The 23,402-nt window shown below is 73.4% G+C and carries 21 protein-coding genes and 2 tRNA genes; 11 read left to right on the forward strand and 12 right to left on the reverse strand.

Features of this window, described 5'->3' with window-relative positions; genetic code table 11:
• Nucleotides 1-99: 99 nt before the first annotated feature.
• From AC1RNL_RS04145 to dnaG, 4 genes are read left to right on the forward strand one after another with little or no spacing between them, the layout of a single operon-like run.
• Nucleotides 100-1,479 (forward strand): glycine--tRNA ligase, encoded by a 1,380-nt coding sequence (locus AC1RNL_RS04145; protein WP_400530535.1) that lies wholly within the window; start codon nt 100-102, stop codon nt 1,477-1,479.
• Entirely contained in the window at nt 1,476-2,630 is a 1,155-nt protein-coding gene (dusB, locus tag AC1RNL_RS04150) for a tRNA dihydrouridine synthase DusB (protein WP_492934528.1), read from the forward strand. The genes AC1RNL_RS04145 and dusB overlap by 4 nt, the downstream gene beginning before the upstream one ends.
• Nucleotides 2,620-3,876 carry a deoxyguanosinetriphosphate triphosphohydrolase gene (locus AC1RNL_RS04155; RefSeq protein ID WP_492934529.1) on the forward strand — a complete coding sequence of 419 codons (1,257 nt, stop codon included), beginning with the start codon at nt 2,620-2,622 and terminating at the stop codon, nt 3,874-3,876. Before dusB ends, AC1RNL_RS04155 begins: the two co-directional genes overlap by 11 nt.
• A gap of 9 nt (nt 3,877-3,885) precedes the next feature.
• Nucleotides 3,886-5,751 carry a DNA primase gene (gene dnaG / locus AC1RNL_RS04160; RefSeq protein WP_492934530.1) on the forward strand — a complete coding sequence of 622 codons (1,866 nt, stop codon included), beginning with the start codon at nt 3,886-3,888 and terminating at the stop codon, nt 5,749-5,751.
• Nucleotides 5,752-5,754: 3 nt separating this feature from the next.
• Here dnaG and AC1RNL_RS04165 read toward each other — a convergent pair whose 3' ends face one another.
• The 3 genes from AC1RNL_RS04165 to def form a co-directional block, all read right to left on the reverse strand.
• Nucleotides 5,755-6,453, reverse strand: coding sequence for a hypothetical protein (locus AC1RNL_RS04165; protein WP_492934531.1), 699 nt, complete (start codon nt 6,451-6,453; stop codon nt 5,755-5,757).
• Between the two features lie 119 nt (nt 6,454-6,572).
• A tRNA-Asn gene (locus AC1RNL_RS04170) sits at nt 6,573-6,645 on the reverse strand.
• 63 nt (nt 6,646-6,708) lie between these two features.
• Nucleotides 6,709-7,272 (reverse strand): peptide deformylase, encoded by a 564-nt coding sequence (def, locus tag AC1RNL_RS04175; protein ID WP_492934532.1) that lies wholly within the window; start codon nt 7,270-7,272, stop codon nt 6,709-6,711.
• Between the two features lie 41 nt (nt 7,273-7,313).
• Here def and AC1RNL_RS04180 point away from each other — a divergent pair, with 41 nt between their 5' ends.
• The 4 genes from AC1RNL_RS04180 to AC1RNL_RS04195 all read left to right on the forward strand — a co-directional run bounded on the left by AC1RNL_RS04180 (nt 7,314) and on the right by AC1RNL_RS04195 (nt 9,984).
• Nucleotides 7,314-8,255 carry a DMT family transporter gene (locus AC1RNL_RS04180; protein WP_492934533.1) on the forward strand — a complete coding sequence of 314 codons (942 nt, stop codon included), beginning with the start codon at nt 7,314-7,316 and terminating at the stop codon, nt 8,253-8,255.
• Nucleotides 8,252-9,451 (forward strand): glycosyltransferase, encoded by a 1,200-nt coding sequence (locus AC1RNL_RS04185; RefSeq protein ID WP_492934534.1) that lies wholly within the window; start codon nt 8,252-8,254, stop codon nt 9,449-9,451. The genes AC1RNL_RS04180 and AC1RNL_RS04185 overlap by 4 nt, the downstream gene beginning before the upstream one ends.
• A 26-nt stretch (nt 9,452-9,477) precedes the next feature.
• A tRNA-Ile gene (locus tag AC1RNL_RS04190) sits at nt 9,478-9,551 on the forward strand.
• A gap of 112 nt (nt 9,552-9,663) precedes the next feature.
• Nucleotides 9,664-9,984 (forward strand): hypothetical protein, encoded by a 321-nt coding sequence (locus tag AC1RNL_RS04195; protein ID WP_492934535.1) that lies wholly within the window; start codon nt 9,664-9,666, stop codon nt 9,982-9,984.
• 23 nt (nt 9,985-10,007) lie between these two features.
• On the opposite strand, the gene AC1RNL_RS04200 is transcribed toward AC1RNL_RS04195, so the two are convergent.
• Together AC1RNL_RS04200 and AC1RNL_RS04205 are read right to left on the reverse strand one after the other, a co-directional pair.
• The gene (locus AC1RNL_RS04200) at nt 10,008-10,712 is read right to left on the reverse strand and encodes a 4a-hydroxytetrahydrobiopterin dehydratase (protein ID WP_492934536.1); all 705 of its coding nucleotides are present in this window, start codon (nt 10,710-10,712) and stop codon (nt 10,008-10,010) included.
• Nucleotides 10,713-10,754: 42 nt separating this feature from the next.
• On the reverse strand, nt 10,755-12,146 hold the full coding sequence (locus tag AC1RNL_RS04205; protein ID WP_492934537.1) for a polysaccharide deacetylase family protein: 1,392 nt from the start codon (nt 12,144-12,146) through the stop codon (nt 10,755-10,757).
• Between the two features lie 95 nt (nt 12,147-12,241).
• Between AC1RNL_RS04205 and AC1RNL_RS04210 the strand changes: the two genes are divergently transcribed.
• Complete coding sequence (locus AC1RNL_RS04210) at nt 12,242-13,321, forward strand: alanine racemase (protein ID WP_492934538.1); 1,080 nt, start codon at nt 12,242-12,244, stop codon at nt 13,319-13,321.
• Between the two features lie 24 nt (nt 13,322-13,345).
• Here the strand turns inward: AC1RNL_RS04210 and AC1RNL_RS04215 are convergent, their stop codons facing one another.
• The gene (locus AC1RNL_RS04215; protein ID WP_492934539.1) at nt 13,346-14,170 is read right to left on the reverse strand and encodes an LLM class flavin-dependent oxidoreductase; all 825 of its coding nucleotides are present in this window, start codon (nt 14,168-14,170) and stop codon (nt 13,346-13,348) included.
• Between the two features lie 93 nt (nt 14,171-14,263).
• Here AC1RNL_RS04215 and AC1RNL_RS04220 point away from each other — a divergent pair, with 93 nt between their 5' ends.
• Together AC1RNL_RS04220 and AC1RNL_RS04225 are read left to right on the forward strand one after the other, a co-directional pair.
• Nucleotides 14,264-15,088 carry a DUF1684 domain-containing protein gene (locus AC1RNL_RS04220; RefSeq protein WP_492934540.1) on the forward strand — a complete coding sequence of 275 codons (825 nt, stop codon included), beginning with the start codon at nt 14,264-14,266 and terminating at the stop codon, nt 15,086-15,088.
• 112 nt (nt 15,089-15,200) lie between these two features.
• Nucleotides 15,201-15,728, forward strand: a complete 528-nt coding sequence (locus AC1RNL_RS04225) for a DUF3145 family protein (RefSeq protein WP_492934541.1) — start codon at nt 15,201-15,203, stop codon at nt 15,726-15,728.
• Between the two features lie 73 nt (nt 15,729-15,801).
• Here AC1RNL_RS04225 and AC1RNL_RS04230 read toward each other — a convergent pair whose 3' ends face one another.
• The 6 genes from AC1RNL_RS04230 to aceE form a co-directional block, all read right to left on the reverse strand.
• Nucleotides 15,802-17,037, reverse strand: a complete 1,236-nt coding sequence (locus tag AC1RNL_RS04230) for a beta-ketoacyl-[acyl-carrier-protein] synthase family protein (protein WP_492934542.1) — start codon at nt 17,035-17,037, stop codon at nt 15,802-15,804.
• Between the two features lie 68 nt (nt 17,038-17,105).
• A complete protein-coding gene (locus tag AC1RNL_RS04235) occupies nt 17,106-17,357 on the reverse strand; it encodes an acyl carrier protein (RefSeq protein WP_128188656.1) in 252 nt (83 codons plus the stop codon).
• A 37-nt stretch (nt 17,358-17,394) separates the two neighbouring features.
• Nucleotides 17,395-18,390 (reverse strand): beta-ketoacyl-ACP synthase III, encoded by a 996-nt coding sequence (locus tag AC1RNL_RS04240; protein ID WP_310124918.1) that lies wholly within the window; start codon nt 18,388-18,390, stop codon nt 17,395-17,397.
• On the reverse strand, nt 18,387-19,307 hold the full coding sequence (locus AC1RNL_RS04245) for an ACP S-malonyltransferase (RefSeq protein ID WP_492934543.1): 921 nt from the start codon (nt 19,305-19,307) through the stop codon (nt 18,387-18,389). Before AC1RNL_RS04245 ends, AC1RNL_RS04240 begins: the two co-directional genes overlap by 4 nt.
• A 5-nt stretch (nt 19,308-19,312) precedes the next feature.
• A complete protein-coding gene (locus AC1RNL_RS04250; RefSeq protein ID WP_225792734.1) occupies nt 19,313-20,479 on the reverse strand; it encodes a PucR family transcriptional regulator in 1,167 nt (388 codons plus the stop codon).
• An 84-nt stretch (nt 20,480-20,563) separates the two neighbouring features.
• Nucleotides 20,564-23,281 (reverse strand): pyruvate dehydrogenase (acetyl-transferring), homodimeric type, encoded by a 2,718-nt coding sequence (aceE, locus tag AC1RNL_RS04255; RefSeq protein ID WP_492934544.1) that lies wholly within the window; start codon nt 23,279-23,281, stop codon nt 20,564-20,566.
• Nucleotides 23,282-23,402 lie beyond the last annotated feature (121 nt).

Consider the following 23,402-nt stretch of genomic DNA (forward strand, 5'->3'; position numbering starts at 1 on the left):
CGAGGCACAGCGACCGGGAGCGCCTCGCCCGCTCGGTAGAATCGAGGTTCACGTGCCGCGCCCCAGCCAGGGGCGCCCGGCCGATACCGAGGAGCATCCGTGGCCCAGAACCGACTCGACGCCGTCATCAACCTCGCGAAGCGCCGTGGCTTCGTGTTCCAGGCGGGCGAGATCTACGGCGGCTCCCGGTCGGCGTGGGACTACGGCCCCCTCGGCGTGGCGCTCAAGGAGAACATCAAGCGCCAGTGGTGGAAGACGTTCGTGCAGGGCCGCGACGACATGGTGGGCCTCGACTCGTCGATCATCCTGCCGTCGGCCGTGTGGCACGCATCCGGCCACGTCGCCACGTTCACCGACCCGCTCGTCGAGTGCCTGCAGTGCCACAAGCGCCACCGCCAGGACCACCTCGAGGAGGCCTACGAGGCGAAGAAGGGCCGCGCCGCCGCCTCGATGGACGAGATCACGTGCCCCGACTGCGGCACGACGGGCAAGTGGACCGAGCCGCAGCTCTTCTCGGGCCTCATGAAGACGTACCTCGGCCCGGTCGACAACGAGGCGGGCCAGCACTACCTGCGCCCCGAGACCGCGCAGGGCATCTTCGTGAACTTCTCGAACGTGCTCACCGTCTCGCGCAAGAAGCCGCCGTTCGGCATCGGCCAGGTCGGCAAGGCCTTCCGCAACGAGATCACGCCCGGCAACTTCATCTTCCGCACGCGCGAGTTCGAGCAGATGGAGATCGAGTACTTCACGCATCCCGACGAGGCCCCCGCGTGGTTCGACCGCTGGGTCGAGGCGTGCTGGGACTGGTTCGTCGACCTCGGCGTCGACCCGGCGAACATGCGCCGCTTCGACGTGCCCGAGGAGGAGCGCGCGCACTACTCGGCCGGCACGATCGACGTCGAGTACCGCTTCGGCTTCCAGGGCTCGGAGTGGGGCGAGCTCATGGGCATCGCCAACCGCACCGACTTCGACCTCTCGTCGCACTCGGAGGCCTCCGGCAAGGATCTCGTCTACTTCGACCAGGCCACCGGCGAGCGCTACACGCCGTACGTCATCGAGCCGTCGTTCGGCCTCACGCGCAGCCTCATGGCGTTCCTCGTCGACGCCTACGAGGAGGAGGAGGTGCCCAACAGCAAGGGCGGCACCGACACCCGCACCGTGCTCCGGCTCGACCCGCGCCTCGCGCCCGTCAAGGTCGCGGTACTGCCGCTGTCGCGCAACGAGCAGCTCTCGCCGCTCGCCCGCGACATCGCCGCGCGGCTGCGCAAGCTCTGGGCGATCGACTTCGACGACGCCGGCGCGATCGGCCGCCGCTACCGCCGGCAGGACGAGGTCGGCACGCCGTACTGCGTCACCGTCGACTTCGACTCGCTCGAGGACGGCGCGGTGACCGTGCGCGAGCGCGACTCGATGGCGCAGACCCGCGTCGCGATCGACGACCTCGAGGCGCACCTGGCCCAGGGGCTCGTCGGAGCGTGACGAGCACCGTGAGCACGACCCCGGCGCTGTCGATCGGGCCCATCGCCCTCGACACGCCGGTCGTGCTCGCGCCCATGGCCGGCATCACGAACACCGCGTTCCGGCGGCTCTGCCGCGAGTTCGGCGCCGGACTGTACGTGAGCGAGATGATCACCTCGCGCGCGCTCGTCGAGCGCACGCCCGAGACGATGCGCCTCATCAGCCACCACGAGTCCGAGACGCCGCGGTCGGTGCAGCTGTACGGCGTCGACCCGCGCACGGTCGAGCAGGCCGTCGGCATCCTCGTCGACGAGGACCGCGCCGACCACATCGACCTCAACTTCGGCTGCCCGGTGCCGAAGGTCACGCGCCGCGGCGGCGGCAGCGCGCTGCCGTGGAAGCGCGAGCTGTTCGGCGCGATCGTGCAGCGCGCCGTCGAGCGCGCCGGCGGCATCCCGGTGACCGTCAAGATGCGGAAGGGCATCGACGACGACCACCTCACCTACCTCGACGCCGGGCGCATCGCCGAGGATGCCGGCGTCGCGGCAGTCGCCCTGCACGGTCGCACCGCCGCGCAGCACTACTCGGGCACCGCCGACTGGGCCTCGATCGCGCGCCTCAAGGAGGCCGTGACATCCATCCCCGTGCTCGGCAACGGCGACATCTGGCAGGCCGAGGATGCGCTGCGGATGGTGCGCGAGACCGGCGTCGACGGCGTCGTGGTCGGCCGCGGGTGCCTCGGCCGCCCGTGGCTCTTCGGCGACCTCGCGGCCGCGTTCGCCGGCAGCGACGCCCGGCACCGGCCGAGCCTCGGGCAGGTGGCGGATGCGTTCCGCCGGCATGCGGAGCTGCTGGTCGAGTTCTTCGGCGAGGAGGACCGCGCCTGCCGCGACATCCGCAAGCACGTCGCCTGGTACTTCAAGGGCTACCCCGTCGGCGGCGACGCGCGCCGCGCGCTCGCGGCGGTCGAGTCGCTCGCGCACCTCGACGAGCTGCTCGGCGGCCTCGACCGCGACGTGCCCTACCGGGCCGAGGGCATCGAGGGGCAGCGCGGCCGCGCCGGCAGCCCCCGGCGCCCTGCGCTGCCCGACGGCTGGCTCGACAGCCCCGAGCTGAGCGCCGCGCAGCGGGCGGCGCTCATCGAGGACGAGAGCGACACCCGTGGCGGCTGAGCCGCGCCGCGCGGCGCCGAAGGGGTACGGCGACCACGACGTCGAGCGCTGGCTGCCCGAGACGCACACCTCCGCGCGCACCGACTTCGCGCGCGACCGGGCGCGGCTGCTGCACTCGAGCGCATTCCGGCGGCTCGGGCAGAAGACGCAGGTGCTCTCGCCCACGATGGGCTTCGACGACTCGCGCACCCGCTTGACCCACTCGCTCGAGGTGGCGCAGATCGGCCGCGAGATCGCCGCCGAGCTCGGGCTCGACCACGACGTCGTCGACACCGCGTGCCTCGCCCACGACATCGGGCATCCGCCCTTCGGCCACAACGGCGAGAAGGGCCTCAACGAGTGGGCGCTGGCGATCGGCGGCTTCGAGGGCAACGCGCAGACGCTGCGCGTCATCACGCGGCTCGAGCCGAAGGTGATCGACGGCCGCCCGTACGGGCTCAACCTCACGCGCGCGAGCGTCGACGCCGCGTGCAAGTACCCGTGGCCCGCCGCGACCGACGTCCACGACGCATCCGGCCGGGTGAAGTTCGGCTTCTACGCCGACGACCGCGACGCGTTCGAGTGGATGCGCCTGGGGGCGCCCGAGGGCAGGCCGAGCATCGAGGCGCAGGTGATGGACCTGGCCGACGACATCGCCTACTCGGTGCACGACTTCGAGGACGCCGTGGTCGGCGGCTACGTCGACGTGGCGAAGCTGCAGAGCCGCGTCGGCCACGACGAGCTCGTGTCGATGATGCTCACGTGGGTGGGGCCGGAGTTCACGCGCGACGAGCTGCTCGCCGCCTTCGACCGGCTCGACGACCTCGACACGTGGCTGCGCTCGTTCGACGGCTCGCGCGCCGACCACGCGCGCCTCAAGAACCTCACGTCGAAGCTCATCGGCCGGTTCGCGAACGCGGCGATCCGGGCGACGCGCGAGAGCCACGAGGGGCCGCTCGCGCGCTTCGGCGGCACCGTCGAGGTGCCGCGCGAGGTGCGTGCCGAGATCGCGGTGCTCAAGGGCACGGCCGCGAGCTTCATCCTCGCCGAGCGCCGGCAGCCGATCTACGCGAGCCAGCGCCGCATCCTGCAGGAGCTGTGCGACGCGCTGCTGCGCATTGGCCCCGCCGCGCTCGACCGGGCCCACGCCGACGACTGGCGCGCCGCATCCGACGACGCCGGGCGCGCCCGCGTGGTGGTCGACCAGGTCGCGAGCCTCACCGACCGCGGCGCCTTCGCGTGGCACGAGCGCCACGTCGGGGACTGAGGGGGAGCGATGGCGGGCCGGATCCGACGCGCGGACATCGACGAGCTGCGCTCGCGCATCTCCATCGTCGACGTGGTCGCCGAGCACGTCACGCTGAAGACCGCGGGCGTCGGCAGCATGAAGGGGCTGTGCCCGTTCCACGACGAGCGCACGCCGTCGTTCCACGTGCGGCCGGCGGTGGGCCGCTACCACTGCTTCGGCTGCGGGGAGGACGGCGACGCCTTCCAGTTCGTGATGGCGATGGACCACACGTCGTTCCAGGAGACCGTGGAGCGCTTCGCCGCGCAGCTCGGCTACACGCTCCACTACGAGGACGGCAAGCCGCAGGAGGAGACGAGCGGGCGGCTGCGGCTGCTCGAGGCGTCGAAGGCCGCCGAGGCGTACTTCCGCGAGCAGCTGCTGACGCCGGGCGCGGCGCTCGGGCAGCGCTTCCTCGGCGAGCGCGGCTTCGACCTCGCAGCCGCCGAGCGCTTCGGCGTGGGCTTCGCCCCCGCGTCGTTCGACGCGCTGAAGTCGCACCTGCGCGGCCGCGGCTTCACCGAGGCCGAGCTGCTCGGCGCGGGCCTGCTGAGCGAGGGGCAGCGGGGCAGCTACGACCGGTTCCGCGGCCGGCTGATCTGGCCCATCCGCGACGTCGCCGGCGCGACCGTCGGGTTCGGCGCACGGCGCCTGGCCGACGACGACAAGGGCCCGAAGTACCTCAACTCGCCCGAGACACCCATCTTCCGCAAGAGCCAGGTGCTCTACGGGCTCGACCTCGCGAAGCGCGACATCGCGCGCGGCCACGAGGCGGTCGTCGTCGAGGGCTACACGGATGTCATGGCGTGCCACCTCGCGGGCGTCACGACCGCCGTCGCGACGTGCGGCACCGCCTTCGGCGTCGACCACATCAAGGTGCTGCGGCGCGTGCTCGGCGACGTCTCGACGACCGACACCCGCGCGCTCGGCCGCGTCGTGTTCACCTTCGACCCCGACGAGGCGGGCCAGCAGGCGGCCGCCCGCACCTTCGCCGAGGAGCAGCGCTTCGCGGCGCAGACCTTCGTCGCGGTGCCGCCCGAAGGCCTCGACCCGTGCGACCTGCGCCTCGAGCGCGGCGACGACGCCGTGCGGCGGCTCGTGCAGCAGCCGCGGCCGCTGTTCGAGTTCATGCTGCGCCGCATCGTCGCCCAGCACGACCTCGAGACCGTCGAGGGGCGGGTCGCGGCGATGCGGCGCGCGGCGCCGGTGCTGCAGTCGATCCGCGACCGCGCGCTCGCCGACGGCTACATGCGCACGGTCGCCGGCTGGCTCGGCGTGAGCCCCGAGGAGGTGCGCGCCGCCGTGCGGCAGGCGGGGCCGCGGCCGACGCCGGGCGCGGGCGACGCCGGCCGCCCCGGCGGCGCGCCCGCGCATCCGCCCGCCGACGTGGCGCTCGGCCAGCTCGAGCGCGACCCGGCGTCGCGGCTCGAGCGCGACGCGGTCGCCGCGATGCTGCAGCAGCCGGCGGTGCTCGGCCGCGACCTCGCCGCGCGCGGGGCCTCCGCCTACGTCGCGAACCCGTCGCTCGCGGTCGTGCGCGACGGGGTGCTGGCCACGCTCGACGCCTTCGAGGCGAGCGACTTCTCGGAGCGGGTCGCGCAGGCGGTGCCGGCGGAGCTCGTGCCGCTCGTGCGCGCGCTGGCGATGTCGCCCATCCCGCAGACGTCGAAGGAGGGCGTCACCGCCTACGTGCGCGGCATCGTCGGCTCGCTCGTCGACCGCGACATCCTGCGGCGGAAGGCCGAGCTGCTCGGCAGCCTCCAGCGCCTCGGCGCCACCGACCCCGAGGCGTCGAAGCGGCTGCAGGAGCAGCTGCTCGCCCTCGAGCGCGAGCGGCGGTCGCTGCGCGCGGAGTAGCGCCTACGGCACGAGGAAGTTGATCTGGAAGTGCTCGAGCACGACCTCGTCGATGTGCTCGATGCCGCCCGTGTCCGGACCGCACGCGGCGCGGATCGCGCTCGTGGTCTGGCTCGACTGGAAGTTGCGCGCGAACCACGCCTCGGTCGAGCCGTCCTCGCGCTCCTCGAAGAGCGACAGCAGCACCACCGCGACGCCCTGCGACGCCGAGGGGGCGAGCTGGAACGTGTCGGCGTCCCAGTCGTCGGGCGAGCTGTCGGTGAGCGCGGCGAGCGTCGCCTCGGAGCTCTCGACCTCGTCGGTCGAGTCGATGTCCTGCTGGCCCTGGTAGGCCCAGAAGGTGCAGCCGGTCGCGCTCTCGACGACGTGGATGGTCGGGCCGAGCGGGAAGTCGGAGTCGGGCTGCGGCGCGAACGCGCTGTCGGTGGTGATGCTCGTCTCCCAGCCGGGCAGCGTGCCGGGCTCGAGCACGTCGCCCACCTCGAGCAGCTCGGGGAGGGCGCCGGCGCCGGGGTCGGTGCCGGGCTCCGTCGACTCGCTCGGCGCGGGCGCCGGCTCGCTCGGCTGCGGCACCGACGGCGAGGGGTCGTCGATGACGGGCGGCACGTCGGGCGGGAGCGGCACGCAGCCGGCGAGCGCGAGCGCGGCCGCGGCGGTGAGGACGAGCGGCGCGAGGCGCGGGCGGCGGGGGAGAGACGACATCGATGCTCCTGGCTCGAGCGGGCGTGATGCTGGCACCGTAGCGCGGATTCCTGCAGGAACGGCAAGAAGAGCAGCGGTCCGGAAACGAGGAAGGCCCCGCCATGAGGCGGGGCCTGTCGCTCCCCGAGATGGACTCGAACCATCAACCTGCCGGTTAACAGCCGGCTGCTCTGCCAATTGAGCTATCGAGGATCGCTGCGGGAGCGACGACAAGCGTAGCATCCCGTCCGGGCGGGGGTCACATCGGCGGGCGCCTCAGCCCTCGAGGTCGTCCTCGCCCGGCATCCACGTGAGCCCCTCGACGCCCCACTTGTTGCGCTTGATCGCCTTCTGCACGCCCTTCGTGCCGAACGCATCCAGCCGGTCGGCGTAGAGGATGCCGTTCAGGTGGTCGAACTCGTGCTGCAGGATGCGCGCGAGCCAGCCGGAGGCCTCGAGCTCGTAGTGCTCGCCGCGCTCGTCCTGGGCCCGCAGCAGCGCGCGCTCGGCGCGCAGCAGCGCGAAGCGCTCGCCGGGGATGGAGAGGCAGCCCTCCTCGTCGTCCTCGCCGGGGAGGCCGACGGGCAGCGGCGAGATCCACAGCTCCGGGTTCGCGGCGACGCCGCGCGTGCGGACGCCGTCGGCGTCGGTCCAGTCGTAGACGAACAGGCGCTTCGCGAGCCCGATCTGCGGGGCGGCGAGGCCGACGCCGGGGGCGGCCTCCATGGTGGCGAACATGTCGGCGACCAGCGCGGCCAGCTCGTCGTCGAAGGCGCGCACAGGGTCGGCGACGCGGTGGAGGACGGGCTCGCCCGTGATGCAGATGGGCAGAACGGTCATGTCGTCCAGGGTATCGACGGCTGCGGCGGTAGGTTCATCGGGTGCTCTTCACCGCCCTCGACGATCTCGCCGCGGAGATCTCGCTGACGCCGATGCAGGCGCTCGGGATCCCGGTCGCGATCGTGGGAGCGGTGTTCCTGTCGGTGGGCACGCAGTTCCAGCACCGCGGCGTCGGCCACTTCGAGGGCGGCGACCAGCGCGGCGCCCACCTCGGCGGCTCGGCGATGCTGCGCCTCGTGCGCAACCCCGCCTGGGTCGTGGGCACGCTGCTGCTCGGCCTCGCGATCGTCATGCAGCTGGGCGCGCTCGCCCTCGCGCCGCTCATCGTGGTGCAGCCGCTGGGCGCCGTCGCGCTCGTGGTCACCGCCATCCTCAACGCACGCCTGGCCGGCATCCGGCTCGACCACCGCACGATCCGGGCGATCGCGCTGTGCCTGACGGGCATCGGCATCTTCGTCACCGTGGCGGCCATCTTCGCCGTCGAGCGGCCCATCCGCGACCAGCAGCTGCTGACGGTGCTCGCCCTGCTCGTCGTCGCGCTCGCCGGGCTCGGCGCCGCCTGGTGGTGGTTCCGGCACCGCGCGAACGCGTTCTTCTACATCCTGGCCGCCGGCGTGCTCTACGGCTTCGTGGTGACGCTCTCGAAGATCGTCATCAACCGCATCATCTCCAGCCAGTTCGACTGGCTCACGATCGTGTGCGCCGTCGCGCTCGTGATCGCGATGCTCGTCGGCAGCTACGCCGTGCAGCTCGCGCACGCCTCCGGCCCGCCCGACCTCGTCATCGCCGGCCTCACCGTCATCGACCCGCTCGTCGCCGTGCTCATCGGCGTCACGGTGCTCGGCGAGGCCTCGGCGACCCCGCCGTGGGCCATCATCGTGTTCGCCGCCGCTGGAGCGATCGCCGTCACGGGCGTCCTCCAGCTGGCCAGGCACCACCCACAGATCCGGTCGCTGGCGACAGCGCCCGAGGAGGACCAATGACCGACCGGCCCCTGCGCATCCTCATCGCCACCGACACCTTCGCGCCCGACGTCAACGGCGCCGCGAAGTTCACCACCAGGCTCGCCGCGCGCCTCACCGCCCGCGGGCACGAGGTGCACGTCGTCGCGTCGGCGCTCGGACGCGGCCGCCACGGCACGCGCGTCGAGGAGCACGAGGGGCAGCGCTTCAGCGTGCACCGCCTGCGGTCGCTGCTGTACCCGGGCCACGAGTGGCTGCGCTTCGCCTCGCCGTGGCGCGTCTGGCAGAACGCGGCGTCGCTGCTCGACGCGCTGCGGCCCGACGTCGTGCACTTCCAGTCGCACCTCGTGCTCGGGCGCGCGTTCTCGACCGAGGCCAAGAAGCGCGGCATCCGCGTCATCGGCACGAACCACCTGATGTTCGAGAACCTGATGGACCACTCGAACATCCCGCGCGCGCTGCACGCGCCCGCGGTCGACTTCGCCTGGGGCGATGCGGCGACGGTCTTCGGCCGGTGCGACGTCGTCACGACGCCGACGCGCCGCAGCGCCGACTACCTCGAGCGCAAGACCGGGCTCACCGGCGTGCACGCGATCTCCTGCGGCCTGCCGGGCGACGAGTACGCGCCCAACCCCGAGCGCCAGCACGGCCGCATCGTCTTCGTCGGCCGGGTGACGACCGAGAAGCGGCTCGACACGCTCGTGCGTGCGGTCGCGCAGCTGCCTGACGACCTCGACTGGCACCTCGACATCGTCGGCGGCGGCGACCAGATCGACGAGCTCGCCGCGCTCGCGCGCGACCTGCACGTCGCCGACCGCGTCACGCTCACGGGCTTCGTGAGCGACACGGAGCTCCGCGACCGCCTGCGCGCCGCCGAGGTCTTCGCGATGCCGTCGACGGCCGAGCTGCAGTCGATCGCGACGATGGAGGCCATGGCGACGGGCCTGCCGGTCGTCGCCGCCGACGCGATGGCGCTGCCGCACCTCGTGCGCGACGGCGCGAACGGCTGGCTCTTCCGCCCCGACGACGCGACCGACATGGCCGAGAAGCTCGAGCGCGTGCTGCGCCTGAGCGACGAGGAGTACGGCGCGTTCCAGCGCCACAGCCTCGAGATCGTCGCGCCGCACGACATCGAGACCACGATCACCGCCTTCGAGCGCCTCTACCGCGGCGAGGACATCCGCGACCCCGAGACCCGCGTGGAGCTCGCCGACTAGGATCGGCGGATGGGCCGGGAGGCCTCGGGGCGGTAGCTCAGCTGGTCAGAGCAGGGGACTCATAATCCCTCGGTCACGGGTTCAAGTCCCGTCCGCCCTACGGTCGGAACGGACGCTGCCCTCTGCATGCCGGTCCGGACCGGCATGCACGTCCCGTCCGCCCTACCGTCGAGACGCGCGCCGTCCTCAGCGGCGCGAGAGGAGATGCATCCATGATCGACGAGGAGCTCCGAGCGGCGATGCGCGCGCGGCGCGAGGCGGCCGCTGCATACCACCGCGACCGCCGCGACGGCGTCCCCGACCCCGCGTCGATCGAGGAGCGCTTCGCTGCAGCTGTCGGCGCCGACCGAGCACCCGCGCTGTGGGAGCGGATCGCTGAGCTCTGGCGAGAGGCGCAAGCCGTGCCCGACCCGCCCGGCCCGATGCTGACCGTCTACGCACCCCTGCTGCAGGCCTGGGCCGAGAGCCACCCCGAGGTGGACCCGGAGGAGCTCTCGCACATCGTCCACGCGCTGCTGTTCGAGCACCGGTAGGGCGACGCAGGCGCTGCGCGCCCCTACCGGTTCGCCGCGGATGCGTCGATGCAGATGACGCCCTGGTTGCCGTCCTGGTCGGCGATCACGGTGAGCGAGGGCGCGTCGCTGTCGTCGGCGACGGTGCCGCCCGCAGCGAGGGCTGCCGCGATGCGCTCCTGGGCCGCCTCGGGCGCGACGTAGACCTCGAGGTGGAACCGCTGCCGCGAGCCGGCGTGCTCGAGGGCGTCGCCGAACCAGAGGTTCGGCACCCGGCCCGACGCATCCCGGATCTCGTCGCTCGGGGAGCCGTGGCCCTGCGCGTCGGCGCGGCCGGTGAGGAGCGCCGCCCAGACGGGCGCGATCGCGGCGGACTGCGCGGTGTCGAGGCCGAGCTCGATGACGCTCACCGCGGCGGGGTCGGCCGCGAGCCGATGCTCGGCCGCGACCTCGGTGATCCGCCGCGCGAGCTCGACGTCCTGCTGCGTCACCCACTCGACGAGGTGCTCGGAGCCCTCGACGTCGCGGTAGACCGCGTCGTCGCTGCTGAGCTTCAGGTCGACGTGCCCGTGCCCGATGGCGACGCTCGGGTGGTGCCCGACGGCATCGCCGGCCTCGGCCACCGCCGCGACGAAGCGCGCGCCGGTGCTGAAGCCGTCCACCAGGTAGCGGGCGTGCAGCCCCTGCGCGAGCTTGCGCCAGTCGGTCAGGTTGGCGGCGACGATCTGCTCGCCCGTGAGCATGTCCATGCGCCGGAGCCTAGTCTCGCGGGGCGCGGATCGTGAGGCGGGTCAGCGGAAGTCGTCCAGGTCGACGAAGCGGTAGCCGCGCGCCTCGACCTCGCGGATGATGGCCGGCAGCGCATCCGCGTCGAGCGTGCTGCCGTCGGTCGGGTGCGAGCCGACGTGCATGAGCACGATCTCGCCCGGCTGCAGGCTCGCCAGCACCCGGTTCAGCACCGTCGTCGAGCTCTGGCCCCCGGAGGTGCCCTGCCAGCCGAGCGTGTCGACGGTCCAGCGCACCGACCCGTAGTCGAGGCACGTCATGATCGACTGCGTCCGCGCATCCCTCGCCCCGAAGGGGAACCGGAACCAGGGCCGCGGGTCGACGCCGGCCGTCGCGCGGATGGAGGTGTCGGCCGAGACGATCTGCGACCGCACCGCGGCGCTCGAGAGCGTCGTGAGGTCGGGATGCGTCTGGGTGTGGTTGCCGATCGGGTAGTCGCGCCCGATCTCGGCCGCGCGCGCCGGGAACGACTGCGCCCAGGCGCCCGTGAGGAAGAACGTCGCAGGCGTGTCGGTGGCACGGAGCGTCGACAGGATCGACGGCAGGCCCGCCGCGTTGGCACCCGCGTCGAAGGTGAGCGCGACGACCCGCTGCGAGGTCGGCAGCTCGGTCCACTCCGTGCCCCCGAACGACAGCGGCACGCCGGGCTCGGTGCGCGCCGAGTGCGTGCTGAGCACCCCGTCGCCGCAGCGCCCGTAGATCGACGAGCGCGTCGCCGCGCCGGAGCCCGGCACCTCCTTGAGGTACCAGGTCGTGCCGCGCACGACCCCGATGCCGGTGCGCCCGTCGCCGTTCCAGTCGCCGGTCACCGGGATGTCGCCCGCCATGCCGTAGCCGAAGGCGAGGTCGGCGGCGCCGCCGCCCGCGGCGTTCCGCAGGTACCAGCCGCCCGCACGCACGACGCCGATGCCGTCGCCCGCCGCGCCGTCCCAGTCGCCCGCGACGGGCGTGTCGCCGGGCCGCCCGAACGAGAAGGTCGTCTCGGCGACCCCGCTCGAGAGGCTGCTGCGCAGGTGCCACGTGCCGCCGCGCACGATGCCGATCCCGGTGCGGCCGTCGCCGTCCCAGTCGCCGACGACGGGCTTGTCGCCATCCCTGCCGAACGAGACGACGACGTCGGCCGCCCCGCCGCTCAGGCTGTTGCGCAGGTACCAGGTGCCCGCGCGGAAGACGCCCGGCGTGCGCGACCCGTTGTCGTCCCAGTCGCCCATCACCTGCACGTCGGAGCTGCGCCCGAAGGTGAACGTGGGGCCGCCGGCGACGTGCCACTCGGAGCCGCGCGCGACGACCTGCCGGTCGGGCTCCGCGGCGACGGCCGGCAGCGCCGGCGACAGCAGGAGGGCGGCGACGGCGGCGACCGCCAGCGGCCCTCGGATGGACTTCCTGACGGCCTGCATGGTGTGCTCCCTCGGCCCGGTGGGTCTCATGATCCGCCTGCCCCGGGACGCGGTCAAGATGCCGCCGCGGGCGTGCCGCGGCCTAGCATCGAGCCATGCCGCCGACCACGCCGTACCTCGCCGTCGACCTCGAGCGGATGCAGGCCAACATCGCGCGCGTGGCCGACGCCGCGTCGGCGCGCGGCCTGGCGCTCCGGCCCCACGCGAAGACGCACAAGACGATCGAGATCGGCCGGATGCAGGTGGCGGCGGGGGCGCACGGGCTCACGGTGGCCACGATCGGCGAGGCCGAGGTCTTCGCCGCAGCCGGGCTCGACGACCTCTGCATCGCCTACCCGCTGTGGATCGACCCGCCGCGCGCGGCGCGCCTCAGGGCCCTCGCCGCGCGCGGCGCCGCCATCTCGATCGGCGTCGACTCGGTCGCCGCCGTCGAGCGCGTCGCGCGGGCCGGCCTCGCCGGGCGCATCGCCGTGCGGGTCGAGGTCGACGCCGGCCACCACCGCTCCGGCTGCGCGCCGACCGAGGCGGGCGCGGTGGCCGCGGCCGCGGTGCAGGCCGGCATCGAGGTCGAGGGCGTGTTCGCCTTCCCCGGCCACGCGTACGCGCCGGGCGCCCGCGCGGAGGCCGCCCGGCAGGAGGCCGAGGCGCTCACCGTCGCCGTGCACGGCATGCGTGCGGCCGGCGCGACACCGCTCGTGGTCTCGGGCGGCTCCACACCGAGCTTCGCCGCCGCGCTCGAGCTCGACTCGCCGGTCACCGAGCTGCGGCCGGGCGTCACCGTCTTCGGCGACGCGCAGCAGTGGGAGCTGGGCGCCATGGACGCGGCCGAGATCGCGCTGACCGCGCACGCCACCGTCGTCTCGCATGCCGGCGGCAGGCTCGTGCTCGACGCGGGGTCGAAGGTGCTCGGCCCCGATCGCGCGCCCTGGGCCACGGGGCACGGCCGCCTGCTCGACCACCCCGAGGCGCGCATCGTGCAGCTGAGCGAGCACCACGCGGTCGCGGAGCTCGGGGAGGGGGATGCGCTGCCGCCGCTCGGCGCGACCGTGCGGCTCGTGCCGAATCACGTGTGCATGGCCGTCAACCTCGTCGACGAGCTGCAGGTCTTCGACCGCGCGGGCGACGCGGCGCCGTCGGCCACGTGGCGCGTGGCAGCACGCGGCCGCAACAGCTGAGGCGGCGAGCCCGCGCTCAGGGGCTCAGCCGCCGAGCGCCGCGATGGTGCGGGCGAGGCGCTCGATGCCGTCGCCGGTCGAGGGCCGGCCGTCGCGCTCGAGGGCGAGCAGCGGCACGCTCGTCGCGCCCGCGCGCGCGAGCGCGGCCGCGAGCCGCGCGACCTCGTCGGCCGACGCATCCGCCGGCACCTGCGCGAACTGCACGATCGCGGCCGGTGACGCGAGGCCGGCGGCCGCGCGCGCGGCGCGCACGGTCTCGACCGCCGCGCGCGTCGTGTCGACGGCCGCGGGATCGCCCAGGTCGCCGGCGAGGATCACGCCGTCGCCGAGCTCGCCCGCGAGCGCGAGCGTCTTCGGCCCGCCGCCGCCGATGAGCAGCGGCGGCACCTCTGCCGGGGGCCACCGCAGCTGCACGCGGTCGAGCCGCACGTAGCGGCCCTCCACCGAGAGCTCGTCGCCGGCGAGCAGCGCCCGCAGCGCCTGGGCGTGCTCGCGCAGCAGCGTGAGCGGCGACGCGGCGCGCACGCCCGCCTGCCCCATCCACTCGAGCACGCCATGGCCGATGCCGGGCAGGAAGCGGCCGGGGAACATGCGCGCGAGCGTCGCGACCTCCATCGCGGTCAGCGCGACGGCCCTCAAGGGCACCGGCATGAGCCCGAGCCCGACGCGCAGCCGCTCGGTGGCCGCGAGCACGGCGGCTGCGGGCGACACGCCCGACTCGGCGAAGCAGTCCTCCCACAGCCACACCTCGCCGACGCCCAGGCCCTCGGCGGCGCGGGCGAGCGGCACGATGCGCTCGGGCGGCACGTCGGGCGGGAGGATGAGGCCGAGCGAGGGGAGGGCGTCCATGGTGCGACCCTACGGCCGGCGCCCGACATCGGGCGAGCGCCCGGCGGCTCCGGCGCGGGAGGTCGCGTCGGCTCCCGTCGGTAGGGTGGAAGCATGACCGAGACTGCCGTGCCGGCCGCCGCCGACGACGCCCGCAGCGCCTACGCCGCGTTCCGCCAGAAGCGCGATCAGGGCGTGCGCGGACCGCAGGGCGCCATCGCGCTCGTGGCGACCGCGTGGGTCTCCGAGCCCACCTCGATCGAGGGCGTGCCGGGCACGTGGTCGCCGTCGCCGACCGCCGACGGCCTGCAGGTGACGGCGGATGCGTCGGCCGGGATCATCGTCGACGGCCAGACCGTCGACGGCGACGCGATCGTCTGCAGCCACGACTCCATGACGCCCAGCTCGGTGCGCTTCGACGACCGGCGCACCGCCTTCGTGATCGGCCCCGACTTCCACGGCCGCTTCGCGCTGCGGGTGTGGGACGCGGAGGCCGCCGACGAGCGCGGCTTCACCGGCATCGAGGCCTACGACTTCGACCCCGCGTGGGTGAAGCACGGCACCTTCGAGCCGGTCGAGGGCGGCGTCGAGTTCGAGCACGGCAAGACGCAGGGCGGCTCGCTCCGCCGGGCCGTCTCGCCCGGCACGATCCGCTTCGAGCACGACGGGTCCGAGGTCGAGCTGGTGGCGCTGCCCGACGGCGACAGCCTCCAGATCGTCTTCGCCGACGCGACGACCGGCGACGAGACCTACGAGGTGGGCCGCTTCCTGTTCGTGAAGCCGCGCCACGACGGCTCGGTCGACCTCGACTTCAACCGGGCCATCGTGCCGCCGTGCGCGATGAGCGACCAGTTCAACTGCCCGATGCCGCCGGCGGGCAACCGGCTCCCGTTCCCGATCCGCGCCGGGGAGCGGCGGCCCGCCTTCGGCGAAGGGTGACCGCGCTCCGGGAATGACACGGTTGTCACTCCCGGCAGGCGTATGAGAGGATCGCTGGCATCGTCCGGATCGTTCGACCGATGGGGAAGTCGTATCGAACGAGGGAGAGACGATGACTGCTGCGAACACGCTCAGACGACGTCCCGCGACCACGACGGGGGTCGTCTGGATCCACGCGTCCCAGCGCGCCCTGCGCACCCACCTGGAGTGGGCCGTCGGCAGCGCCGTCGGCGACGCGCTCCGCTTCATCTGGCAGAGCCAGCCCGCGGAGCCCGGCGCCGAGCGCAGCGAGGTGCACTGGTCGGGCCCGGTCGGCACGGGCGCGGCGATCGCGAGCGCGCTCGCCGGCTGGCGCGACGTGCGCTTCGAGGTCACCGAGGATCCGGTGCCGGGCTCCGACGGCATGCGCTGGATGCACGCGCCGCAGCTCGGCATCACGGCCGCGCGCATCGACGCCGCAGGCTCCGTCGTCGTGCCCGAGGACCGCATCCGCGCCGCCATCGAGGCCGCGGGCCCCGACGCGCGCGCCCTGCTCGCCGAGCTCGACGACGCCATGGGGGGGCCGTGGGACCGCGACCTCGAGGCCTACCGGCACGCCTCCGACGCGTCGCCCGTCGTCTGGCTGCACCGCGTCGGCTGAGCCTCTCGACTCCCCGCAACGGCTGAGGGCCCCGCTGCGTACAGCGGGGCCCTCGGCGTCGGCGCGGCCGGCGTCAGACCGAGCGGATCGCGATCACCGCGTTGTGGCCGCCGAACCCGAACGAGTTCGAGATCACGAGCTGCGGCTCGTCGCCGAGCGGCATCGGCTCGGGCGAGATGCGCAGCGGAGCGTCCGGGTCCTGCTCGGTGACGTTGATCGTCGGGGGCGCCTGGCGCTCGACGATCGCGAGCGTCGCGAACATCGCCTCGAGCGCGCCCGTACCGCCGAGCAGGTGGCCGTGCGCGGCCTTCGTCGCCGAGACGGGGATCTCGCGGATGCGGTCGCCGAAGATGCGGTGCATCGCGCGCACCTCGGCGACGTCGCCGACGGGCGTCGACGTCGCGTGCGCGTTGATGTGGGTCACGTCGTCGGCGGTGGCGCCGGCCGCGTCGAGCGCGAGCTGCACGGCACGGCTCGCGCCGAGGCCCTCGGGCTCGGGGGCCGTGATGTGGTGCGAGTCGGCGGTCACGCCGCCGCCGGCGAGCTCGGCGTAGATGCGGGCGCCGCGCGCGAGCGCGTGCTCCTCGGTCTCGAGCACGAGCGCCGCCGCGCCCTCGCCCATGACGAACCCGTCGCGGGTGACGTCGTAGGGGCGGGATGCGGTGGCCGGGTCGTCGTTGCGGCGCGAGAGCGCCTGCATGGAGGCGAAGGAGGCGATGGTGATCGGGTGGATCGCCGACTCGCTGCCGCCGGCGATCACGACGTCGGCGAGCCCGGCCTGCAGGTGCTCGTAGGCGTTCGCGATGGCCTCGGTGCTCGAGGCGCACGCGGAGGCGACCGTGCGGGCGTAGGAGCGAGCCTCGAAGTGCATGGAGACGGCCGCGGCGGGGGCGTTCGGCATGAGCATGGGCACCGTCATCGGCATGACGCGCCGCGGGCCCTTCTCGCGCAGCGTGTCCCACGCGTCGAGCAGCGTCCAGACGCCGCCGATGCCGGTCGAGAAGTCGACGCCGAGCCGCTCGGAGGGCACGTCGGGGGAGCCGGCGTCGGCGAAGGCCTCCTTGGCCGCGACGAGCGCGAGCTGGCTCGACGGGTCGAGGCGCTTGGCGACGGGGCGCTCGAGCACCGTGTCGGGGCGCACCTTCGCCTCGGCGGCGAACGTAACCGGCAGGTCGTACGTGGCCACCCAGTCGTGCTCGAGGCTGCGCGCGCCGGAGTCGCCGGCGAGCAGCGCCTCCCAGCTCTCGCGGGCGGTGCCGCCGAGCGGCGACGTGGCGCCGATGCCGGTGATGACGATCTTCTTCGTCATGGCTCTCCTCGCAGATGCAGCGTGCGGCCGGTCGCCCGGCCGCACGCGTGGTCTCGGCCCGTGGGGGCTCAGGCCGCCTGGGCGCCCGTGATGTAGTCGACGGCGTCCTGGACGGTCTTGAGGTTCTTGACCTCGTCGTCCGGGATCTTCACGTCGAACTTCTCCTCGGCGTTCACGACGATCGTCATCATCGAGATCGAGTCGATGTCGAGGTCGTCGGTGAACGACTTCTCGAGCTGCACGTTCTCGGTCGCGATGCCAGTCTCGTCGTTCACGAGGTCGGCGAGCCCTGCCAGGACCTCGTCCTTGGTGTAAGCCATCGGGTTGTCTCCTTCTGTCTGGTGGACGGGTTGCAGTCTAGGGGAGGACCACGACCTGGGCGCCGTATACGAGGCCCGCGCCGAAGCCGATCTGCAGCGCCAGCCCGCCCGACAGCTCAGGGTGCTCCTCGAGGATGCGGTGCATCGCGAGGGGGATCGACGCGGCCGACGTGTTGCCGGTCGTCGCGATGTCGCGCGCGATGACGACGGAGTCGGGCAGCTGCAGCTGCTTCGCGAACTCGTCGATGATGCGCATGTTCGCCTGGTGCGGGATGAACGCGGCGAGGTCGGCCGGCTCGACGCCGGCGGCGTCGAGCGCCTCTCGCGCCTTCTTCGCCATCTCCCACACCGCCCAGCGGAAGACCTTCTGGCCGTCCTGGCGCAGCGTGGGCCACGGCTCGCCGTCGCGCATCGAGCCGAGCGAGTTCGTCATCCGGATGGTCTCCCAGTGGGAGCCGTCGGAGCCCCACACCGAGGGGCTGATGCCCGGCTCGTCGGCGGCGCCGATCACGACGGCGCCCGCGCCGTCGCCGAGCAGGAAGCTGATCGAGCGGTCGGTCGGGTCGATGATCTCCGAGAGCTTCTCGACGCCCACGACCAGCACGTGCTCGGCCATGCCGCTGCGCACGAGCGCGTCGGCCTGGGCGACGCCGTAGGCGTAGCCCGCGCAGGCGGCGGAGATGTCGAACGCGGGGGCGGGCGTGGCGCCGAGCCGCTCGGTCAGCAGAGCCGCCATCGAGGGCGTCTGCACGGTGTTGCTGATCGTCGAGACGATGACGGCGTCGATCTGCGAGCCCGTCAGGCCCGCGCGCTCGAGCGCCTCGCGCGAGGCGGTCTCGGCGAGGTCGACCGCCTGCACGCCCTCGCCGGCGCGCACGCGCGTGATGATGCCGGTGCGCTGCCGGATCCACTCGTCGGAGGAGTCGATCGGGCCGACGAGCTCCTCGTTCGGCACCACGACCTCGCCGCGGGCGGCGCCCACGGAGAGGATGCGCGACCCGGCACGGGTGGGGAGGCTTGCGAGGGTGGTCATGCTGCGGCTCCGCTCTCGAGCAGCCGGACGGCTGCGGGCAGGTCGTCGGGGGTGGTGATGCCGACCGCGGGCACGCCGCGCAGGCCGCGCTTCGCGAGCCCGACGAGCGCGCCGGCGGGGGCGAGCTCGACGATGCCCGTGACGCCGGCCTCCTGGAAGGCGGCCATGCAGCGGTCCCAGCGCACCGGGCTCGAGACCTGGCCGACGACCAGGTCGAGGAAGTCGGTGCCGGATGCGACGGCGCTGCCGTCCCGGTTCGTCCAGAGGGTGGTGGTCGGGTCGGAGGCCCGAGTGGCGGCGGCGCGCGCGCGGAAGCGCTCGACGGCGGGGGCCATGTAGCTCGTGTGGAACGCGCCCGCGGTCTGCAGCGGGATGACCCGCGCGCGCTCGGGCGGCGCCTCGGCGAGGGCCGCGAGCGCGTCGAGCGCGCCGGCGACGACGATCTGCCCGCCGCCGTTGTAGTTGGCCGGCTGCAGGCCGAGCTCGGCGAGCCGGGCCTCGAGCGCGGCCTCGTCGGCCCCGAGCACCGCGACCATGCCCGTCGGGGTCTCGGCCGCCGCATCCGCCATCGCCCGCGCGCGCTCGCCGACGAGCGCCATCGCGTCCTCGGCCGCGAGCACGCCCGCGGCCACGGCCGCGGTGATCTCGCCGACGGAGTGCCCGGCGACGCCGCCCGCGAGGCTGGCGCTCTCGCCGAGCGCGTCGAGCGCGAGGATGCCGGCGGCGACGATGAGCGGCTGCGCGACGAGCGTGTCGCGGATGGTGTCGGCGTCGCTGACCGTGCCGTGCTGCACGAGGTCGACGCCGGCCGCCTCGCCGAGCGCGGCGAGCCGCTCGGGCACGCCCGGCAGCTCGAGCCAGGGGGAGAGGAAGCCGGGCTTCTGCGAGCCCTGGCCGGGAGCGACGATGACGATCACGTGCCTCATCCTCCCACCGCGCCCTTGCCCCGGACGGCATGGCGCGTCGGCTGCGGCGCACGCTGGGCGCGCTCCCGCGAGGCGTCGTGGATGGCGCCGAGGATGATCGCCGTGTGCAGCGCGAGCGCCTCCCTGGCGCCCGTCGCGTCCCAGCCGATGATCTCGCTGATGCGCTTCAGGCGGTAGCGCACGGTGTTGGGGTGCACGAAGAGCTCGCGCGCGGTCGCCTCGAGCGAGCGGCCGGTGTCGAGGTAGCACGCGAGGGTCGCGAGCAGGTCGCTCGAGTGGTCGCGCAGCGGCTGGTAGATGCTGCGCACGAGCTCCTGCCGGGCCAGCGGGTCGCCGGCGAGCGCCCGCTCGGGCAGCAGGTCGTCGGCCCGCACCGGGCGGGGCGTGCGCCGCCACGCGTCGGCGACGGCGAAGCCCGCGAGCGCGGCCTTGGCGCTGCGCGCCGCCTCGACGATGCTCGGCACGGCGGGGCCCAGCACCAGGTGGCCGTCGCCGAACGCCTCCGCGAGCTGCTCGGCGACCGCGATGAACTCGATCGGGCCGCTCGGGCCCTCCTCGTCCTCCGCGGCGGCGCGGCCGATGACGACGACGAGCCGGGAGCCCTGCACCCCGACCAGCACGTCGCATCCGGCATGCCTCGCCCGGCGGCGGATGATGTCGACGTCGAGCTGGCGCGGCGCGAGGCCCACGAGCACGGCGCACTCGCCGCGCCCGTGCCAGCCGAGCGCGGCGGAGCGGCTCGGCAGCTCGTCGTCGTGCTCGCCGGTGAGGATCGAGTCGACCACGAGCGCCTCGAGCCGGGCGTCCCACAGGCCACGCGACTCGGCCGCGCGGGCGTAGACGTCGGCCGCCGCGAACGCGATCTCCCGCGAGTAGCGCAGGATCGGCTCGCGCATCGCCGGGTCGGCGTCGCCGATGCGCTCCTCGAAGACCGACACCACGGTGCGGATCAGCTGCAGCGTCTGCTGCAGGCTCACGCTGCGCAGCAGCTCCCGGGGCGCCGCCGCGAAGACGTCGGCGGCGATCCACGGCTGCGCCTCGGGATCCTCGTGCCACGCGATGAAGGACGAGATGCCCGACTGCGCGACGAGCCCCACCGCGCTCCGCCGCGAGGGCGGCATCGTGCGGTACCAGGGCAGCCGGTCGTCGAGCGCCCGCGTCACCTGCGTCGAGAGGTCGCCCGAGATGCGCCGCAGCCACGCGAGCTGCTGCGCCTGGAGCTCCGCCGCGGCGTCCAGCGCCGTGGCCTAGGCGTCCCCGCCGACGGTGCCCGACTCGCCGGCGTTCACGTCGTGGAGGCTGTACTTGTCGATCGCCTGCTGCACCATGCCGAGCGGCACCTTGCCCTGCTTCGAGAGCGCGTCGAGCGCGCGCACCACGACCGAGTGGCTGTCGATCGTGAAGAAGCGGCGGGCGGCGGCGCGGGTGTCGGCGAAGCCGAAGCCGTCGGCGCCGAGCGTCGCGTAGTCGCCGGGCACCCACTCGCGGATCTGGTCCGGGACCGCCCGCATGTAGTCGGTGGTGGCGACGAAGGGGCCCTCGGCCTCCGACAGGCGCTGCGTGACGTACGGCACGCGCGCCTCGCCCTGCGGGTGCAGGAAGTTGTGCCGGTCGGCGTCGAGGCCGTCGCGGCGCAGCTCGCTCCACGAGGTGACCGACCAGATGTCGGCCGAGACGCCCCAGTCGCTGCCGAGCAGCTCCTGCGCGTGGTGCAGCCACGGCAGGGCGACGCCCGAGCCGAGCAGCTGCACCTTGACCGGGTGGTGGTCGCTCGTCGAGACGCGGTGGATGCCGCGGCGGATGCCCTCCACGTCGACGTCGGCCGGCTCGGCGGGCTGCACCATCGGCTCGTTGTAGACGGTGAGGTACACCATGACGTCCTCGGGCGACTCGCCGTACATGCGCTCGAGGCCCATCTGCGTGATGTGCGCGATCTCGTAGCCGTAGGCCGGGTCGTAGGCGAGCACCGACGGGTTCGTCGACGCGATGAGCGGCGAGTGGCCGTCGGCGTGCTGGGTGCCCTCGCCCGCGAGCGTCGTGCGGCCCGCGGTCGCGCCGATGAGGAAGCCGCGCGTCATCTGGTCGGCGGCCGCCCAGATGGAGTCGCCGGTGCGCTGGAAGCCGAACATCGAGTAGAAGACGTAGATCGGCACGAGCGGCTCGCCGTGCGTCGAGTACGACGTGCCGGCCGCGATGAACGCGGCCATCGCGCCCGCCTCGTTGATGCCGACGTGCACGATCTGGCCGTCGGGCGCCTCGCGGTACTTCAGGAGCAGGTCGCGGTCGACCGAGGTGTAGTTCTGGCCGTGGGGGTTGTAGATCTTGGCCGTCGGGAAGAAGGCGTCGATGCCGAACGTGCGCGCCTCGTCGGGGATGATCGGCACGATGCGCTCGCCCCAGCCCTTGTCGCGCAGCAGGTCCTTCAGCAGCCGCACGAACGCCATCGTGGTGGCGACCTGCTGCTTGCCGGAACCCTTCTTCGGCATGTCGTAGGTCTTCGCCTCGGGCAGCGGGATGATCGTGTGCTTCGCGCGGCGCTCGGGCGTGAAGCCGCCGAGCTCGCGCCGGCGCTCGAGCATGTACTGGATCTCGGGCGAGTCCTGGCCGGGGTGGAAGTACGGCGGGTTGTACGGGTCGGCCTCGAGCTGCTTGTCGGAGATGTCGAGCTGCAGGTAGTCGCGGAAGGTCTTGAGGTCGTCGAGCGTGAGCTTCTTCATCTGGTGCGTGGCGTTCCGCGCCTCGAAGTGCTTGCCGAGGCCGTAGCCCTTGATTGTCTTCGCGATGATGACGGTCGGCTGGCCCTTGTGCTCGCTCGCCGCCTTGTAGGCCGCGTAGACCTTGCGGTAGTCGTGGCCGCCGCGCTTGAGGCTCCAGATCTCGTCGTCGGTCATGTCCTTGACCATCTCGGCGGTGCGCGGGTCGCGGCCGAAGAAGTGCTCGCGCACGAACAGGCCGGACTCGGCCTTGTACGTCTGGTAGTCGCCGTCGGGCGTGACGTTCATGAGGTTGCGGAGCGCGCCGTCGTGGTCGCGGGCGAGCAGGTCGTCCCACTCGCGGCCCCAGACGACCTTGATGACGTTCCAGCCGGCGCCGCGGAAGAACGACTCCAGCTCCTGGATGATCTTGCCGTTGCCGCGCACCGGGCCGTCGAGGCGCTGGAGGTTGGCGTTGATGACGAAGTTGAGGTTGTCGAGGCCGTCGTTGGCGGCGAGCTGCAGCGCGCCGCGCGACTCGACCTCGTCCATCTCGCCGTCGCCGAGGAAGGCCCACACCTGCGAGTCGGCGGCGTCCTTGATGCCGCGGTTCGCGAGGTAGCGGTTGGCCTGCGCCTGGTAGATGGCGTCGATCGGCCCGAGGCCCATCGACACGGTCGGGAACTGCCAGAACTCGGGCATCATCCGCGGGTGCGGGTACGAGGGCAGGCCGTGCGGCGCCTTCGACTTCTCCTGGCGGAAGCCGTCCATCTGCGCCTCGGTGAGGCGGCCCTCGAGGAACGCGCGGGCGTACATGCCGGGGGAGGCGTGGCCCTGGTAGAAGATCTGGTCGCCGCCGCCGGGGGCGTCGTAGCCGCGGAAGAAGTGGTTGAGGCCGACCTCGTACAGCGACGCGGAGGACGCGTAGGTCGAGATGTGGCCGCCGACGCCGATGCCGGGCGCCTGCGCGCGGTGCACCATGATCGCCGCGTTCCAGCGGATCCAGCGTCGGTAGGTGCGCTCGATCTGCTCGTCGCCGGGGAACTCCGGCTCGCTCTCGGGCGCGATGGTGTTGATGTAGTCGGTGGTCGGCACCATCGGCACGCCCAGGTGCAGCTCCTTGGAGCGCTTGAGCAGGCTCAGCATGATCTCGCGGCCGCGCTGGGGGCCGTTCGCGGCGACCAGCTGCGAGAGCGACTCCTGCCACTCAGCGGTCTCGCTGGGGTCCGTGTCGTCCGTGTGGCCCGAGTAGGGGTCCTGGTCGTTCAGCACCGATGCTCCTGACGTCGTCTCCTGCGGCACCCCTGGGTGCGTGGCGCTCGCCCGTCCACTCTAGCCACCGGGCCGATCCCGCCAGCGCGCCCTCGTCGCCGCGCCCGCGACGCCTCTGCCA

This window comes from Agrococcus sp. GW821-FHT14H11, from assembly GCF_058803545.1.

Coding starts and splice junctions, on each gene's coding strand:
- dnaG (WP_492934530.1), top strand. CDS start 3,886: ATGGCGGGCCGGATCCGACGCGCGGACATCGACGAGCTGCGCTCGCGC.
- AC1RNL_RS04165 (WP_492934531.1), bottom strand. CDS start 6,453: ATGTCGTCTCTCCCCCGCCGCCCGCGCCTCGCGCCGCTCGTCCTCACC.
- def (WP_492934532.1), bottom strand. CDS start 7,272: ATGACCGTTCTGCCCATCTGCATCACGGGCGAGCCCGTCCTCCACCGC.
- AC1RNL_RS04185 (WP_492934534.1), top strand. CDS start 8,252: ATGACCGACCGGCCCCTGCGCATCCTCATCGCCACCGACACCTTCGCG.
- AC1RNL_RS04195 (WP_492934535.1), top strand. CDS start 9,664: ATGATCGACGAGGAGCTCCGAGCGGCGATGCGCGCGCGGCGCGAGGCG.
- AC1RNL_RS04200 (WP_492934536.1), bottom strand. CDS start 10,712: ATGGACATGCTCACGGGCGAGCAGATCGTCGCCGCCAACCTGACCGAC.
- AC1RNL_RS04205 (WP_492934537.1), bottom strand. CDS start 12,146: ATGCAGGCCGTCAGGAAGTCCATCCGAGGGCCGCTGGCGGTCGCCGCC.
- AC1RNL_RS04210 (WP_492934538.1), top strand. CDS start 12,242: ATGCCGCCGACCACGCCGTACCTCGCCGTCGACCTCGAGCGGATGCAG.
- AC1RNL_RS04215 (WP_492934539.1), bottom strand. CDS start 14,170: ATGGACGCCCTCCCCTCGCTCGGCCTCATCCTCCCGCCCGACGTGCCG.
- AC1RNL_RS04220 (WP_492934540.1), top strand. CDS start 14,264: ATGACCGAGACTGCCGTGCCGGCCGCCGCCGACGACGCCCGCAGCGCC.
- AC1RNL_RS04225 (WP_492934541.1), top strand. CDS start 15,201: ATGACTGCTGCGAACACGCTCAGACGACGTCCCGCGACCACGACGGGG.
- AC1RNL_RS04230 (WP_492934542.1), bottom strand. CDS start 17,037: ATGACGAAGAAGATCGTCATCACCGGCATCGGCGCCACGTCGCCGCTC.
- AC1RNL_RS04235 (WP_128188656.1), bottom strand. CDS start 17,357: ATGGCTTACACCAAGGACGAGGTCCTGGCAGGGCTCGCCGACCTCGTG.
- AC1RNL_RS04240 (WP_310124918.1), bottom strand. CDS start 18,390: ATGACCACCCTCGCAAGCCTCCCCACCCGTGCCGGGTCGCGCATCCTC.